The organism is Sphingomonas morindae (assembly GCF_023822065.1).
Lineage (GTDB): Bacteria > Pseudomonadota > Alphaproteobacteria > Sphingomonadales > Sphingomonadaceae > Solisphingomonas > Solisphingomonas morindae.
Map to the genome: position 1 here is coordinate 2,639,612 of NZ_CP084930.1, position 13,368 is coordinate 2,652,979.

General features: G+C 67.5%; 17 protein-coding genes and 2 tRNA genes. 12 read left to right on the top strand and 7 right to left on the bottom strand.

Translation table 11 applies throughout. From position 1 onward, the window contains the following. Positions 1–4: 4 nt before the first annotated feature. Complete coding sequence (locus tag LHA26_RS12945; RefSeq protein ID WP_252166013.1) at positions 5–862, bottom strand: methyltransferase domain-containing protein; 858 nt, start codon at positions 860–862, stop codon at positions 5–7. A 72-nt stretch (positions 863–934) separates the two neighbouring features. On the opposite strand from LHA26_RS12945, the gene LHA26_RS12950 reads away from it, so the two are divergent. From LHA26_RS12950 to LHA26_RS12965, 4 genes are all read left to right on the top strand, one after another. Further along, on the top strand, positions 935–1,669 hold the full coding sequence (locus LHA26_RS12950; protein WP_252166014.1) for a ComF family protein: 735 nt from the start codon (positions 935–937) through the stop codon (positions 1,667–1,669). Between the two features lie 102 nt (positions 1,670–1,771). Next, positions 1,772–2,029 (top strand): glutaredoxin 3, encoded by a 258-nt coding sequence (grxC, locus tag LHA26_RS12955; RefSeq protein ID WP_252166015.1) that lies wholly within the window; start codon positions 1,772–1,774, stop codon positions 2,027–2,029. An 8-nt stretch (positions 2,030–2,037) separates the two neighbouring features. After that, positions 2,038–2,871, top strand: coding sequence for a carbon-nitrogen hydrolase family protein (locus tag LHA26_RS12960; protein ID WP_252166016.1), 834 nt, complete (start codon positions 2,038–2,040; stop codon positions 2,869–2,871). Beyond that, complete coding sequence (locus LHA26_RS12965; protein WP_252166017.1) at positions 2,868–3,311, top strand: DUF1178 family protein; 444 nt, start codon at positions 2,868–2,870, stop codon at positions 3,309–3,311. Before LHA26_RS12960 ends, LHA26_RS12965 begins: the two co-directional genes overlap by 4 nt. 21 nt (positions 3,312–3,332) lie before the next feature. On the opposite strand, the gene LHA26_RS20065 is transcribed toward LHA26_RS12965, so the two are convergent. Next, positions 3,333–3,458 (bottom strand): hypothetical protein, encoded by a 126-nt coding sequence (locus tag LHA26_RS20065; protein ID WP_302897999.1) that lies wholly within the window; start codon positions 3,456–3,458, stop codon positions 3,333–3,335. Between the two features lie 170 nt (positions 3,459–3,628). Here LHA26_RS20065 and LHA26_RS12970 point away from each other — a divergent pair, with 170 nt between their 5' ends. Together LHA26_RS12970 and LHA26_RS12975 are read left to right on the top strand one after the other, a co-directional pair. Then, entirely contained in the window at positions 3,629–3,964 is a 336-nt protein-coding gene (locus LHA26_RS12970) for a hypothetical protein (protein ID WP_252166018.1), read from the top strand. A gap of 68 nt (positions 3,965–4,032) precedes the next feature. Continuing rightward, a tRNA-Arg gene (locus tag LHA26_RS12975) sits at positions 4,033–4,109 on the top strand. A gap of 69 nt (positions 4,110–4,178) precedes the next feature. On the opposite strand, the gene LHA26_RS12980 is transcribed toward LHA26_RS12975, so the two are convergent. From LHA26_RS12980 to LHA26_RS12990, 3 genes are read right to left on the bottom strand one after another with little or no spacing between them, the layout of a single operon-like run. Further along, positions 4,179–5,489: a TadE/TadG family type IV pilus assembly protein gene (locus LHA26_RS12980; RefSeq protein WP_252166019.1), complete on the bottom strand. Its 1,311-nt coding sequence runs from the start codon at positions 5,487–5,489 to the stop codon at positions 4,179–4,181. 12 nt (positions 5,490–5,501) lie between these two features. After that, positions 5,502–6,044 (bottom strand): TadE/TadG family type IV pilus assembly protein, encoded by a 543-nt coding sequence (locus tag LHA26_RS12985; protein WP_252166020.1) that lies wholly within the window; start codon positions 6,042–6,044, stop codon positions 5,502–5,504. Beyond that, positions 6,041–6,637: a TadE/TadG family type IV pilus assembly protein gene (locus tag LHA26_RS12990; protein WP_252166021.1), complete on the bottom strand. Its 597-nt coding sequence runs from the start codon at positions 6,635–6,637 to the stop codon at positions 6,041–6,043. Before LHA26_RS12990 ends, LHA26_RS12985 begins: the two co-directional genes overlap by 4 nt. A 216-nt stretch (positions 6,638–6,853) precedes the next feature. Here LHA26_RS12990 and wrbA point away from each other — a divergent pair, with 216 nt between their 5' ends. The 5 genes from wrbA to LHA26_RS13015 all read left to right on the top strand — a co-directional run bounded on the left by wrbA (position 6,854) and on the right by LHA26_RS13015 (position 10,574). Further along, positions 6,854–7,453, top strand: a complete 600-nt coding sequence (gene wrbA, locus LHA26_RS12995; RefSeq protein ID WP_252166022.1) for an NAD(P)H:quinone oxidoreductase — start codon at positions 6,854–6,856, stop codon at positions 7,451–7,453. Between the two features lie 48 nt (positions 7,454–7,501). Beyond that, positions 7,502–8,113: a GTP cyclohydrolase I FolE gene (gene folE / locus LHA26_RS13000; protein ID WP_252166023.1), complete on the top strand. Its 612-nt coding sequence runs from the start codon at positions 7,502–7,504 to the stop codon at positions 8,111–8,113. A 105-nt stretch (positions 8,114–8,218) separates the two neighbouring features. Beyond that, on the top strand, positions 8,219–8,827 hold the full coding sequence (locus LHA26_RS20070) for a peptidase (protein WP_302898001.1): 609 nt from the start codon (positions 8,219–8,221) through the stop codon (positions 8,825–8,827). 68 nt (positions 8,828–8,895) lie between these two features. Then, positions 8,896–8,986 (top strand) — tRNA-Ser (locus tag LHA26_RS13010). A 274-nt stretch (positions 8,987–9,260) separates the two neighbouring features. Further along, positions 9,261–10,574: a hypothetical protein gene (locus LHA26_RS13015; protein ID WP_252166024.1), complete on the top strand. Its 1,314-nt coding sequence runs from the start codon at positions 9,261–9,263 to the stop codon at positions 10,572–10,574. Here LHA26_RS13015 and LHA26_RS13020 read toward each other — a convergent pair. Continuing rightward, positions 10,484–12,193 (bottom strand): ABC transporter ATP-binding protein, encoded by a 1,710-nt coding sequence (locus LHA26_RS13020; protein WP_252166025.1) that lies wholly within the window; start codon positions 12,191–12,193, stop codon positions 10,484–10,486. The genes LHA26_RS13015 and LHA26_RS13020 overlap by 91 nt on opposite strands. Before the next feature lie 329 nt (positions 12,194–12,522). Here LHA26_RS13020 and LHA26_RS13025 point away from each other — a divergent pair, with 329 nt between their 5' ends. Continuing rightward, entirely contained in the window at positions 12,523–12,717 is a 195-nt protein-coding gene (locus LHA26_RS13025) for a hypothetical protein (RefSeq protein ID WP_252166026.1), read from the top strand. Positions 12,718–12,778: 61 nt separating this feature from the next. Here LHA26_RS13025 and LHA26_RS13030 read toward each other — a convergent pair whose 3' ends face one another. Then, entirely contained in the window at positions 12,779–13,360 is a 582-nt protein-coding gene (locus LHA26_RS13030; RefSeq protein ID WP_252166027.1) for a dihydrofolate reductase family protein, read from the bottom strand. Positions 13,361–13,368 lie beyond the last annotated feature (8 nt).

Here is a 13,368-nt window from a genome sequence, read left to right on the forward strand (position 1 = left end):
GCGGTCAGGCCGGCGGCCTGAGCGCGGCGGCGAGCGAGGCGGTGGCGCTGCCGCGCCGCGCCGGCCGGGGCTGGCTGGGATCGGGCGACCAGGCGGTGCAATAGACCAGCTCGAACCGCTCGGTGACGCGCCCGTCCGGATCGGCGCCGGCGAGAAAATGCGCATGGGCCTGCGCCGCCTGCATCCGGTCCAGCGCCGGCCCGCGCTCGGCGAGCACGCTGCCCAGGCCGGAGAAGCGGAGATCGGCGAGCAGCGCGTCCATATCGCGATAGCGCACGTCCAGCCCTTCGCCGTCCGCCACCTGCAGGGTGAAGCCCGCGCGGCCGAGCAGATCGCCCGCGCCGCGCACGTCGATCTGCGGATGGAGCCGGGGTGCGGCGCCGCGCCCGAGCAGATCGGCGGCGAGCATGGCCGCGCGCAGCCGCGGCAGCGATCCGGCGCCTGCGAAGCCGGCGAGGAACAGGCCATCGGGCCGCAGCAGCCGGCGGATCAGCAGCAAGGCGCCCGGCAGATCGTTGACACTGTCGAGCACACCGGCGGACAGGACGAGATCCATGCTGCCATCGGCGATGGGCAGGCGATCCTCATCGGCCTGGATACCGCCCGCCGCCCGCGCGAGCGCATAGCCTGCGTCCACCGTCAGCGTCGTGATCCCCTGCGCCGCCAGCGCGTCCGCCAGGCGCGGCGAGGCCCCGATCAGCAGCGCGCGCGTGAAGCGCCGGTCCACGCCATCCAGCCGGCCGAGCAGCTCGTCGGCGATATGATCGACGAGAAAACCGTGGGTGGCGATGCGGGCGGCCGCGCGGTCGCGGCGCACGCGGCGGCGCTGGCGGTCGAAAATCTCTGGCGCGGCATCGGTCATGCGGCGCTTGTGCGCGCGCCGTGCGGTCGCGGCAAGGGGCGCGGGGGAGGGGCGCCGCGCATCATCCCCAACTTGCCCGCATCGCCGCGCGCGGGCGAGACCGGCGGCGTGTCGCTCCGCCGCCTGTCCCGCACCCTGCTTGCCGCGCTGATCGGCTATGCCTTGCCGCCACGCTGCCCGGGCTGCGGCACGGTGGTGCTGGGCGATCATCTGTTCTGCGCCGCATGCTGGCGGCTGCTCGATTTTGTGCCCGAGGATTGCGCCGCCGACCTTCTGGCCAGCGCCGGGGCGCGGCTGGACAGCGCGCGGGCGCTGCTCTTCTATGCGGGCGCGGCGCGCACCGTGGTGCTGCGGCTCAAGCAGGGCCGGCCGGCGCTGGCGCGCACCATGGCGCGGCTGATGCGCGGCCTCCTGCAGGATTGCCCGCCCGACGCGCTGCTGGTGGCGGTGCCGCTGCATCGCGCGCGGCTATGGCGTCGCGGCTATAATCAGGCGCTGCTCCTCGCCCGCGCGCTGGCGCGGGGCCGGCCTCATGCCTGCCCGCCCGATCTGCTGGTGCGGCGCCGCGCCACGCCGCTGCTGCGCGGGCTCGGCCGCGCCGCACGCCGCGCGGCTGTGGCCGAGGCCTTTGTCGTGCCGCCGCATCGTCGGCCGATGCTGGCGGGCCGCGCGGTGGTGCTGATCGACGATGTCGTCACCAGCGGCGCGACGGCGGGGGCCTGCGCGGCGGCGCTGCGCGCGGCCGGCGCGCAAGCGGTGCATCTGCGCTGCTGGGCGCGGACGCCGCCGCCGGGCGCCTCCGCTTGAGCGGCCGCGGTGCGCGGCGTCGGGCGCGCGGTTGACAAGCGGCCCTCGCGTCCACAGGTCCGCACGTCCGGCAGGATCCGGGTGGTCGGCAAGGAAGACGCGGTGGCCAAGGTCGAGATCTACACCAAGATGGGATGCCCCTATTGCGTGCGGGCGCTGCGGCTGCTCGCCCAGAAGGGCGTCGAGCCGATCGAATACGACATCACCATGGGCGGCCCCAAGCGCGCCGAGATGCTGGCGCGCAAGCCGGATGCGATGACGGTGCCGCAAATCTTCATCGACGATCGCGCGATCGGCGGATCGGACGATCTCGCCGCGCTCGACCGCGCCGGCGGGCTCGATCCGCTGCTCGCCGGCTGAGCGCGGCGATGCGCGTCGCCCTTCTCCAGATGACGAGCGGCATCGATCCCGCCGCGAATCAGCGGACGCTCGTCGCGGCGATGGAGGCGGCGGCGGCCGGCGGGGCGGCGATGCTCTTCACCCCGGAGATGACCGGGCTGATCGATCGCGATCGCACGCGCGCCGGTCCGCGCATCACCGATGAAGCGCGCGATCCGGTGCTTGCCGCCGCCCGCGCGACGGCGGCGCGGCTCGGCCTGTGGCTGCATCTCGGATCGCTGGCGCTGCGCGATCCCGACGCGGCGGGTCTGTGCGTCAATCGCGGCTTCGTGATCGACGGGACGGGCGCGATCCGCGCCCGCTACGACAAGCTCCACCTGTTCGACGTGGAACTGCCGAACGGCGAAAGCTGGCGCGAATCGGCCGCCTACGCGCCGGGCGAGGCGGCGCTGGTGGTCGATACGCCGGCGGGCGCGCTCGGCCCGACCATCTGCTACGATCTCCGCTTCCCCGATCTCTATCGCGCGCTCTCCGATGCCGGTGCGACCGTGCTCGCGGTGCCGGCCGCCTTCACCGTGCCGACCGGCGCCGCGCATTGGCATGTGCTGCTCCGTGCCCGCGCGATCGAGGCTGGCGCCTTCGTGATCGCAGCGGCGCAGACCGGGCGCCATGACGATGGCCGCGAGACCTACGGCCATTCGCTGGTGGTCGATCCCTGGGGCGAGATCCTGCTCGATATGGGAGCGACGCCGGGCCTCGCCTTTGTCGAGATCGATCCCGCGCGAGTGACGGCGGCGCGGCAGCGGATACCGGTGCTCGCGCATCGCCGCGCCATTCCCACGGTGCGGCGGATCGGACCATGATCGTGTTCGATCTCGCCTGCGCCAACGGCCATGTGTTCGAGGCCTGGTTCGCCAGCCAGGACGACTATGCCGCGCAACAGGCGCGTGGCCTGGTGGTCTGTCCGATGTGCGAGGATCGGCGCGTGGAAAAGGCGCCGATGGCGCCGCGCCTGGCGCGGACGCGCGCACCCGTTCCACAGGCGCGGGAAGGCGGCGCCCCGGCGCCCGAGCGCGAGGCGGCGCTGCGCGCGCTCGCGGCGCTCCAGGCGCGGATGCTGGCGGGTTCGGAACATGTCGGCGCGCGCTTCGCCGAGGAAGCGCGGGCGATGCACGAGGGCGAGGCCGAAAGCCGCGCCATCCATGGCCAGGCGACGCTCGGCGAGGCGCGGGCGCTGGTGGCGGACGGCATCGACATCCTGCCGCTGCCGCTGCCGGTCCGCGGCTCCGGCCGCGACAATTAGGCGCGCGCGCCGGCCGCGCGCTCAGCCGCTTTTGCCGGTCTTTCCCGTCTTGCCGCCGCCGCGCCCGGTACCGGTGCTGCCGCTGGCCTGATCGCCGCCCTTCTTGGTGATCGCCCCGGCGTTTCCGCCCGCGCCCTTCTGCGCCATGCGCCTCTCTCCTCATGCTCGTGCCCGATCGGCAGGGAGGCGGAAGCGCGCTTCGGGGCGCGCGCGTTCCGGCCTTTCACATAGGTGCGTGCGATGCGGCGTCCGGCCGGCGAACCCTTTGCGGCGGCGCTACGTTCTTCCCTCTCTCGGATCGTTTTCAGGAGATTTCCATGCGCACGCTCACCGCTTTCCTGTTCGCCGGTGCCGCGCTTGCCGCCACGGCCGCCTCCGCCCAGGGGCCCGTCAATGCGCGCCAGCTCAACCAGGAGCGGCGGATCGATGCCGGGGTGCGCTCCGGCAAGCTCACGCATCGCGAGGCGGCGCGGCTCAAGGACCAGCAGGCGTCGATCAAGCGGTACGAGGACCAGCTGCGCGCCGCCCATGGCGGGCATCTGACCGAGCGCGACAAGCGGCTCGTCCATGCCCGCCAGGATGCCGCCAACGCCGCCATCCTCAAGAAGAAGAACAACCGCGTGCGCGGCCGCAACCACCTCAAGATCGGCTGACCGCCCGCCGGTCGGGCGCCGCATCCGCGTTGACCCGACCGGCCCGCGAAACTAGGGAAGGCAGCCGTGGCTCCATAGCTCAGCAGGATAGAGCGACGGTTTCCTAAACCGCAGGTCGGGGGTTCGAGTCCCTCTGGGGCCACCAGCTTTTCCGGCTTTTCCCCTCACCGACGCTTTGTTTCAGGCGTTACGCTTCACGCCCGCCCCCGGCCGGTCAGTTGGTGATGCGCGCGGTCGCCACGGCGGACTGGAAGAGATTGTCGAGCGCGGTGTAGATGTCGTCGTTGGTCGAGACCTTGGTGTAGAGGCCGGGCGAGGCGCAGGCCTGGAGCGCGGGCTCGACCTTGTAGAGATAGGGCGCGACATTGGTCTGCGACCAGCTGTCGCCCGTCATCGATTCGGGCAGATATTCGGTATAGAGGATGGCGATGCGGATGCCGCGCTGCTTCAGCGTCGCGCATTTGTTGGTGTCGAACGCCACTTCGGGGCGGCCGCCGGGCCGCTGCTCGTCGCGCATTCCGTCGGTCACGACGAACATCACCGCCTGAGGCCGGTTGCCTTTCACGCCGGTGCTGGGGGTGGGGATCAGCGCGTTCATCTGGTCGAAGGCGTCGCTGCTGCCCGTATCCTGATCGTTATAGCCGATCTCGGACGATTTGCAGGCCGAGGTCGGGCAGCTGTTCTTGTAATAGTTGAAGGGCGTGAGGCCGGTCGTCTTGGTGGCGGCGGTGTTCAGGTCCGGGGTCAGCGGCTGCAGCACCGAGAAGCCGCCGGCGCCGCGGAAGGTGGCGATCGCCATCTGGTAGGTCGCGCCGTTCTTGCTGGCGGTGCTCTGCGCGTCGGCGGTGAGCTTGGAGGTGGCGGTGCCCTCCTCGTCGATCCGCAGCGTCAGCCCATAGGATTTGGCGACGCCGTAGAGATCGGTGGTGCTGCCATCCTTGGCCGTGCCCTTGGTGTCGTTCTGCGAGTGGCAGGCGAATTCGCACTTCTTGCTGTTGCTCGCGGCGACTTGCGACAGGCCGGCGGTGGTGGTGGGCAGCGCCATCGACGCCGACACGTCGAGCAGCATGTAGAAATCGATGTCGGGGGCGAGCGCGTTGGTCGTCGTCGAGGTGCCGCGGATATGCAGCACCGGGCTGCCGAGAATGCCCGCGAAGCTGTTGGGCGAATCGGCGGTGTAGCTGACGACGGCGGTGCGCTTGCCATTATTGTCGGTGACGGCGCTGGCGTTGAGCGAGGTGATCGTCACCGTCTTGGCGGCGACGAGCGCGGACGCCTGGAGGCTGAACATCTGGAGCGCGGTGGCGCCCGCGAGATCGTCGGTGATCGCCATGGCGGGCTTGCTCACCGCGGTCAGCGCGGCGGCGTCGGCGATCGCGTTGAGCTTGGTCTGCGCCTTCATGGCGCGCGCGTAATCGATCCCCATGCCGGCCGCGAAGGTCAGCGGCAGCAGCGAGAAGCCCGTGATCATCAGCACATTGCCACGATCCGACCGGGCAGCGCGCGCGAGGAGTCGCCGAAACATGCTATGTCTCTCTCAGCAATCGGAGCAAGTGATGTTGTTGGTGTTGCGCGGGACCATGTAGATCGAGTCCGACAGCGTCTTGGATGTCATGAAGCCGAAGTCCACCGACGGCTTGTAGCTATAATTGACTTCGGCCAGCAGCAGGTAAACGCCCGGGATCTTCATGGCCGTGGGGAGGGGGTAGACGGCGTTGGCGGCCAGCGGCGCGCCGTTCATCGCCTGGCTCCACACCACGCGGCTGACGCCCTGATTGTCCGTCGTCACCTCGGACAGGCGGATGAAGGCGCTGCTCGTGGCGAAAGGGGCCATGACCTGGGTGGAGGCGGCGAGCATGCCCTGGATCTCGGCCTTGCTGGTGGTGCCGCTGGTGTTCTGCGCCATCAGATCGGCCACCGCGCGGGTGGTGATCGTCACCTTGCGGCTGCACGCGATCGCGTCCGCCACCTGCACCGAGGCGACATAGAGGATCAGCATGACCGGCACGACGATCGTGAACTCGATCAGCGCCGTGCCGCGCTCGGCACGCGCCAGGCGCGCGAGCAGGCCGCGCCTCACGAATAGGCCTCCGATTTGGCCACCGAGGTGGCGATCAACAGGCGCTTGCCATCGCCCGCATTGCTGAAGTTGAGGCCCAGCGGTCCGAGCGGCACGGGCCAGATATACATGAGCCGCAGCATCACGATCGAGCCGGCGCCGCCGGTATCGTAGCTCCAGTTGTTGGTGACCGCGCCATTGGCATCGTAGCTGATCGTCGGCGCGCCGGTGCTGATCTGCGAGAAGGAGCTGGCGCTCTGCACATCCACCATCAGATTGGCGCAGGACAGGAAGGAGGGCAGCGCCGCGCAGGCCTGCTGGCGGAACCGCTCCTGCAGCTGGGCCTTGCTCATGCCGGCCGCCGCGCCGCTGATGTCGGCCGCCTGGGCGGATCCGGTGACGAGCGTGCGCGCCGCCGCCTCCACGCCCGTTTCGAGCGCCTGCTGCGCGAAGAAGACCAGCGCGAGTTCGAGAACGGCGAGGATGAGGGCGATCAGCGCGGGTGCGACGAAGGCGAATTCGAGCAGCGCCGATCCGCCTTCGGCACGGCCGAAGCGACGCGCCCGCCGCAGCAGGCGCGCACCGAGCGGAACAGGGGGCGAAACGCGATCCATCGCCGCCTTCAACCAGAACAGATTTAAGCGAAGGTGAAGAGCGGCGCGGCTCTTCCTTTTATCTCCGCGTGTTGCACGCGCGCCTAGGGGCGCCTGTTCGAGAAAGTGGAAACTTGCCGTCGCACACTATCGTGCTGGCTGGAGTGAAGGGGGCGCGGTAGAGCCGGTGCGCGGCGGACGGCAAGGCGCCCGCCCCAGCTTTGCGGGAGACGTGCAGTGGCGAAGATTCTGGTCCTCTATCATTCGGCCTATGGGCATGTGGAGCAGCTCGCCGAGGCGGTGGCCGAGGGTGCGCGCGAAACCGGCGCCGAGGTGGCGATCCGCCGCGTTCCCGAGACCGTGCCCGAGGAGGTGGCGCGCGCCGCCCATTACAAGCTCGACCAGGCGGCCCCCGTCGCCACCGTGGACGAGCTTGAGCAGTATGATGCGATCATCATCGGCACCGGCACGCGCTATGGGCGGATCGCCAGCCAGATGGCCGCCTTTCTCGATCAGACCGGCGGACTGTGGGCGCGCGGCGCGCTGAACGGCAAGGTCGGCTCGGCCTTCGTCTCGACCGCCAGCCAGCATGGCGGGCAGGAGACGACGCTCTTCTCCGTCATCACCAATCTGCTGCATTTCGGCATGGTGGTGGTGGGCCTGCCCTACAGCTTCCAGGGCCAGATGGGGCATGACGAGGTGAAGGGCGGCTCGCCCTATGGCGCCACCACCATCGCCGGCGGCGATGGCGCGCGCCAGCCGAGCACGACCGAGCTGGAGGGTGCCCGCTTCCAGGGCCGGCTGGTCGCCGAAACCGCGCGCAAGCTGCACGGCTGACCCCGCGGGCGTCTTGCCAGGGGGGGCGGGGGCGGCCATGGCTAGGTCATGACGCGCGAACCCGAAGACGGCGATCTCGTCGCCAGCCCCCCCAAGCTGCCCGTGCCCGAGGATGTGGCCGAGGCGATCCGCACGCTCATCCGCTGGGCGGGGGATGATCCCGGCCGCGAGGGGCTGGTCGATACGCCGCAGCGTGTCGCGCGCGCCTGGCGCGAATATTGCGCCGGCTATGGCGAGGATCCGGGCCATCATCTCAGCCGCACCTTCGAGGAGGTGGGCGGCTATGATTCGCTGGTGCTGCTGAAGGATATTCCCTTCCAGTCGCATTGCGAACATCATATGGCGCCGATCATCGGCAAGGCGTCGATCGCCTATCTGCCGCGCGACCGCGTCGTCGGCATCTCCAAGCTCGCGCGCGTGCTGCACGGCTTCGCGCGGCGGCTGCAGGTGCAGGAGCGGCTTACCGCCGAGGTGGCCGATTGCATCTGGTCGCATCTCCGTCCGCTGGGCGTAGCGGTGGTGATCGAGGCGAGCCACGCCTGCATGACCGCGCGCGGCGTCCGCACTCCCGGCGTGGCGATGACGACCAGCCGCGTGATGGGCTGTTTCCGCGATGACGAGCGCAGCCGCCGCGAGGTGTTCAGCCTGATGGGCTATTGAGCCCGGCATCGGCGCGCGGAACCGGATCTGTTGCCTGATCGTTCTTCTGGTCCGATTGCGCGCCGGCCGTCCGGCCCGGCGCGCGGAGCATCTGGAGACGAGACGATGGTCACGCGCCGCAGCGGCTGGCGCCGCGCCGCGCCGTTCGCCGCCTTGGTCGGCGCGCTGCTGCTCGGCGGCTGTTACGAGGACGGCTATGCCGGCTACGGCGTATCCGGCGGCCTGTATGGCGGCGGCTATGATTATGGCTATGCCGGCATCGATGCGCCGTTCGGCTATGGCTACGGCTATGGCGGCTATCCCGGCTATGGCTGGTATGGGGACTATTATTATCCCGGCAGCGGTGTCTGGGCCTTCGATCGCGCGGGCCATCGCTATCGCTGGTCCGGCGTCGGACCCGGCCGGCCGGGCTGGGGCCATGCCGGCGCCGGCTGGCGCGGCCATGATCATGACGGCGCCGGCCGGCCGGGCGGCTGGACCGGCGGGCGGCCCGGCGGCTGGACCGGCGGCGGCCGCCCCGGCGGCTGGAACAATGGCGGACATGCCGGCGGCTGGGGCGGGCATGATCATGCCGGCGGCGTCGGCCAGCCCGGCGTCGCCGGCGTGCCCGGCGGTGGCGGCGGCCGCCCCGGCGGCGCGCCCCAGGGCCATTTCGGCGGCGCCTTCGGCCATTTCAACCGCGGCGGCGGGGGCGGACGAGGCGGCCATCGCTGACCGCCGCCGCCGCTGTCACGCGACTGACTTGCAGAGCCCGCCGCATCCCGCTAGGGCGACCCCCACGGGGAGCGGTGGCCGAGTGGTCGAAGGCGCACGCCTGGAAAGTGTGTAGGGGTCCAAAGCTCCTCGAGGGTTCGAATCCCTCCCGCTCCGCCATTTGCTACAACCAAGAGCTTGAGCTTATCCCAGGCGCGAGTTCGAACCGCGACACTCATCCTCAGCATTGATCGGCATTGCCGGTGCGGTTTGCTAGGTCGCTGCATGGAGATGCCAACGGCTTGAATCTGCTTGGCCATTGCGCCGAATTCTCGGCGTCGCACTGGCGGCCGCATAGGCTGGCAGAGCGACCGGCGCGCCGCTGCGAGCGTTTTAGTACGTGTATGCTGTAGAAGGCCTTTGGTTCCTCTTGAGACCAAATTTCGCACTCGTGTTGGTGCGCATCGCCCAGGCTGATTTTGCCTCCCTCCCACGCAGGCCGATCGGCTGCGTCAAGACCTATCCACGGCCGCTCGGCGTGATGGCGCCGCTTGGTGCCGGGTATGACAATCCTGTGCAAAGATCCCCCCGCGGTTGCTTGAGGGTCTCGGCGGGAGAGACGATTTCCTTTTCTGCCCATGGCGTTGATCTCGTAATTCTGTACAATCGGTTGGCGATCCGCTTACCCATGGAAGGCGGCGGGCGTCGAGAGATGAGCATGGAAGCGGGCCATATAATCAATCTGAACGCTCAGTACATCGTGCGTGTCTTGCCGGGCCGCAACCGCTGCCTGGTCCTCAACGATCCAAGGCGAGGCCTGCTCGTTTTCAAGCGGAATAGCGGGGGGCGCTACAGTAGCCTTATTTCGGAGGAGATGCGCCGGTGGCGAGATATCTCCAATGTTCTCGTTTCGAGGATAATATCTGAAACTTTCAACGTAAACACAATCGTCTACACATGTGCAAATCTTCTCACCGATCAGAAGGAGGTTTTGACCGGAGTTGCAAGCGCATTTGTCTCCAATCTTCGCCGCCTTCAGCCTGGCGATATCAACGCCTTCGCCACAGCCCAAACGATGCTGAGACATGCCTTGATTTTAGCGTGGATGGGTGATCTCGATCGTGTCGCAAATCCCGGTAACGAGGGCATGACCGAAACCGGCACCTACATCACGCTGGACTATGATCTCGCCTTTCACGAAGGCGTGACGTTTTGGGGCCATCCGCTCATCAGTAGGGCGGTCACCACGGCATTGACACAGGGCTTCGATGTCAGCGCGATCATTGACGAGATCGGGGCCTATAGCGCCGCAGACATTCGGCGCTTCGTCAGCCATGCCGGCAAAACCTGGATTCCAGACTGGTCCGCTACGCTGGAGGACCGGGCCACTTCGGTGCTTTGTGCCAATCAAGCCGCGATCGTGAAGTCCGCCGCGTACCGGCGGCTCGGCGCCGAGACGAATTGTCTGGTTGGTGGCACGCAGCGCTTCGTGGCGCGCTTTCACCAAGCCCTGCTCATTCCCCGTCGCCTCTCGAACTTGCTTACAAATCAGGGGGTCCGACCAACACTCCTGAAGCTTGTGCACCGTCATGGCTCGCCGGTGGACAGGTCAACGATGCTATTGCGGCGGGCCGAGGCGCTTGCGGCTGATGCGTCGCGATCGATCGCGCCACTACCTTACGCATCGCGGATGCGGTCCGTCTCGTCTACTCTGTTGGACGCATCGGCGAATAGCGCGCGATATGTTGGTGACGTCGCGAGTAGCTGATCGTGCGTCCCCACGCGCTCGACCTCGCCCTTGTTCAGCACCAGAATGCGATCCGCGACGCGCGCCATCTCTAGATCGTGCGTTATCATGATGACCGATCGCTGTGCGGAAACTGTCCGAACCGCCTCGCGAATGGCGCTCTGCGTCACAGGATCCAAAGCGCTTGTTCCCTCATCGAGTATGAGGATCGGGGAGGCCATGAGAAATGCGCGCGCCAAGGCGACTCGCTGCCGCTGACCGCCAGATAGTCGGGAGCCTCGCTCGCCGACATGAGTTCGAATTCCCTCCGGAAGCGCCTCCGCGAAATCGAGGATATGCGCATCCCGTATAGCCGCAAGGAGTTCGCTCCTGCTCGCCTCCGGCCGTCCCCAAAGAACATTTTCTTCGATCGTTCCCGCGAAAATATAGGGGTTCTGAGGCACAACGCTGAAATAGGACCGGAGGGTGGATGGCTCCAGGTCGCTTATGTCTCTTCCATTGATCCGTATGCATCCGGAGACGACCCGATCTAGGCCTAGAAGAAGCCTAACAATGGTAGACTTTCCTGACCCCGACGCACCGACGATGGCGAGGCTTTCACAGCCAATCACCTCGAATGAGACCTGCTTTAATACCAAGGCGCTGGTGCGATTGCCATAGGCATAGCTGAGAGATTGAACCGAGAGAGCCCGAAACTCTTCGATGGCCGTATTCCCGTTCCTTGCCGGCTCCGCGTCGACTATGTGGGGACAAAAGCTGCTTATACGGCGCAGCGCCGAAAGCGCGTCGCTCACGCCATTCCACAAATTGCCGATCGTGGCACCGGTCGCAGCGATCAGGAGGAGATAAAGTTCGATGGTCGAAAGATCTTTCCGGCTTAGGTGTCCGGCGCTGATCTCGTATAAGCCAACTTTGATCAAGAATAGGATATAAAGGCAGCATAATAGAGCCGTGAAAGCCAGCGTTTCGGCTCTCTTCCTTGATAAGACGAGTGCCTCCTTGTGGATCGAGTCAATCCGAGCGCTTATCATCCTGATGCAGCCGGCCTCCCGGTCCGAAAACTTAATCGTCTCGATCGCTGCCAAGCTTTCTCCTACATGTGCCGCCAATCGCCCGTTCTGCTTTAATATCTGGTTTGATAGGGCGGCTTGCTTTCTGGCCAGCAACGCGATGGCATAGGCGAGCAGAGGGGCGCTGATCATAAGAACGACGAACAATGTTAGATCATGCACAGCGATCATGATCATCGAGAAGGCTATGACGCTGCAGTTTCTGGCGAGAGGGGTGAGCGATGAACGGAACGCGCCCTCCACAAGCGCCGCGTCGTAGGAGGTCAGAGAGACGAGCTCTCCCAATTGTCTGTCCTCGAAAAAGGCGATAGGTTGAAATATTATGGAACTGAATAGATGGCGGCGCAGCCGAGCGCCAACATGCTGCCCCACGGCGCTCCCAAACCAGACCCGCGCACCAGAACTTATCGCTAGGAGCAGTGCGCAACCCAGAAAAGCCGCGTAAAGCGCGTAGTCGTATTCCTGACGACCAGAGCTTACAAGCTCCTTTGCCGCTCTCGAAAAGAGGATCACGGACAGCGACGATACGGCCACTGACGCGATTAGGATAATAGTCTTGAAGAGCGGCAACGGAACGGCTCCGGCCTGTGCCAGAAATTGCATATCTGTCCGCAGCGATCGAGCTCGCGACAAAACACTCCACGCGATCATTGGGCCTTACCTCTTTGCTCCCGCCGGTCGAGCCAACACCGGATTGGGCATGTCTTCATGGCTGTGAACAGTCTAGGGCAAGCGGGCGACCCGCTGCCGCATTTTTACGACCCTTGCCTCCATTCTCATGCGCGGCCCAGCTGTCTGGATGCGCCGCACCCTGCGTCCACTCCCCACAAGCCATTGACGTACCGCGCAACTCACGCTGCACTCGGCGCCAACTCGACTCGAAGTTGGAGAGTGTGCCCATGTTCCGCGCCGTTCTGCTCGCCGCCACCCTGTCCTTCACGGCCCTGTCCGGCGCGCAGGCGGCGCCTTGCCGCGATGCCAAGGGCAAGTTCACCAAATGCCCGCCCGCCGCCGCCGCCCCCGCCGCGCGCTGCCGCGACGCCAAGGGCCGGTTCGCCAAATGCGGGGCGCCCGGCGCCAAGCCTTCGAAGTAAGGCCACGCACGGCGCCGCCGGACCGCGCGCCGCCGCTCCGGCGTCGCCCGGCCGCGCGCCGCTACGGCGTCGCCGGGGCGTAGGTCTGCGCCACCGCGCCGCCGGGGAAGGCGCGGCTTTCCAGCAGCGTGAAGCGGCGCGGGGCGGGAAGATCGGCGAAGAGCGCGGCGCCGCGCCCGAGCGCCACCGGCACGACGAGCAGCACCAGCCGATCGACCAGTCCCTCGGTGACGAGGCTGCGCCCGAAGCGCGCGCCGCCATGCGCCAGGAGGGGCGCGCCGTCCGCCGCCTTCAGCCGCGCGACCTCGGGGGCAAGATCGCCCTCGAGGATCGCCGCCGAGGCCCAATTGCCGCTCTCCGCGCCGGGCGCGGCGGCGGCGCGCATGGCGGCGGCACGGCGCGAGAAGACCGCCTTGGGAATGGCGTTCATCGGCGCCGCGAAGGGACCGTCCGCGCCCGGCCACCAGCGCGCCATCGCCTCGAAGGTGCGGCTCCCCATCAGATGCAGCCCGGCGGTCGCGACCAGCGCCGCGCCCCAGGCCTTGGGTTCGGGATCGCTGCCGAACATCCAGCCCGTCTCGCCCCCGGCATCGGCGACGAAACCGTCAAGCGACATGGTCATCTTGAGGATCAGCGGCCGCATTCTGGTCT

What these genes read in the sequence shown, in the direction of transcription:
- LHA26_RS12945 (WP_252166013.1), bottom strand. Translation starts at nt 862, where the DNA reads ATGACCGATGCCGCGCCAGAGATTTTCGACCGCCAGCGCCGCCGCGTG.
- LHA26_RS12970 (WP_252166018.1), top strand. Translation starts at nt 3,629, where the DNA reads ATGCGCACGCTCACCGCTTTCCTGTTCGCCGGTGCCGCGCTTGCCGCC.
- folE (WP_252166023.1), top strand. Translation starts at nt 7,502, where the DNA reads ATGACGCGCGAACCCGAAGACGGCGATCTCGTCGCCAGCCCCCCCAAG.
- LHA26_RS13025 (WP_252166026.1), top strand. Translation starts at nt 12,523, where the DNA reads ATGTTCCGCGCCGTTCTGCTCGCCGCCACCCTGTCCTTCACGGCCCTG.
- LHA26_RS12990 (WP_252166021.1), bottom strand. Translation starts at nt 6,637, where the DNA reads ATGGATCGCGTTTCGCCCCCTGTTCCGCTCGGTGCGCGCCTGCTGCGG.
- LHA26_RS13030 (WP_252166027.1), bottom strand. Translation starts at nt 13,360, where the DNA reads ATGCGGCCGCTGATCCTCAAGATGACCATGTCGCTTGACGGTTTCGTC.
- LHA26_RS12960 (WP_252166016.1), top strand. Translation starts at nt 2,038, where the DNA reads ATGCGCGTCGCCCTTCTCCAGATGACGAGCGGCATCGATCCCGCCGCG.
- LHA26_RS20065 (WP_302897999.1), bottom strand. Translation starts at nt 3,458, where the DNA reads ATGGCGCAGAAGGGCGCGGGCGGAAACGCCGGGGCGATCACCAAGAAG.
- LHA26_RS20070 (WP_302898001.1), top strand. Translation starts at nt 8,219, where the DNA reads ATGGTCACGCGCCGCAGCGGCTGGCGCCGCGCCGCGCCGTTCGCCGCC.
- LHA26_RS12980 (WP_252166019.1), bottom strand. Translation starts at nt 5,489, where the DNA reads ATGTTTCGGCGACTCCTCGCGCGCGCTGCCCGGTCGGATCGTGGCAAT.
- LHA26_RS12965 (WP_252166017.1), top strand. Translation starts at nt 2,868, where the DNA reads ATGATCGTGTTCGATCTCGCCTGCGCCAACGGCCATGTGTTCGAGGCC.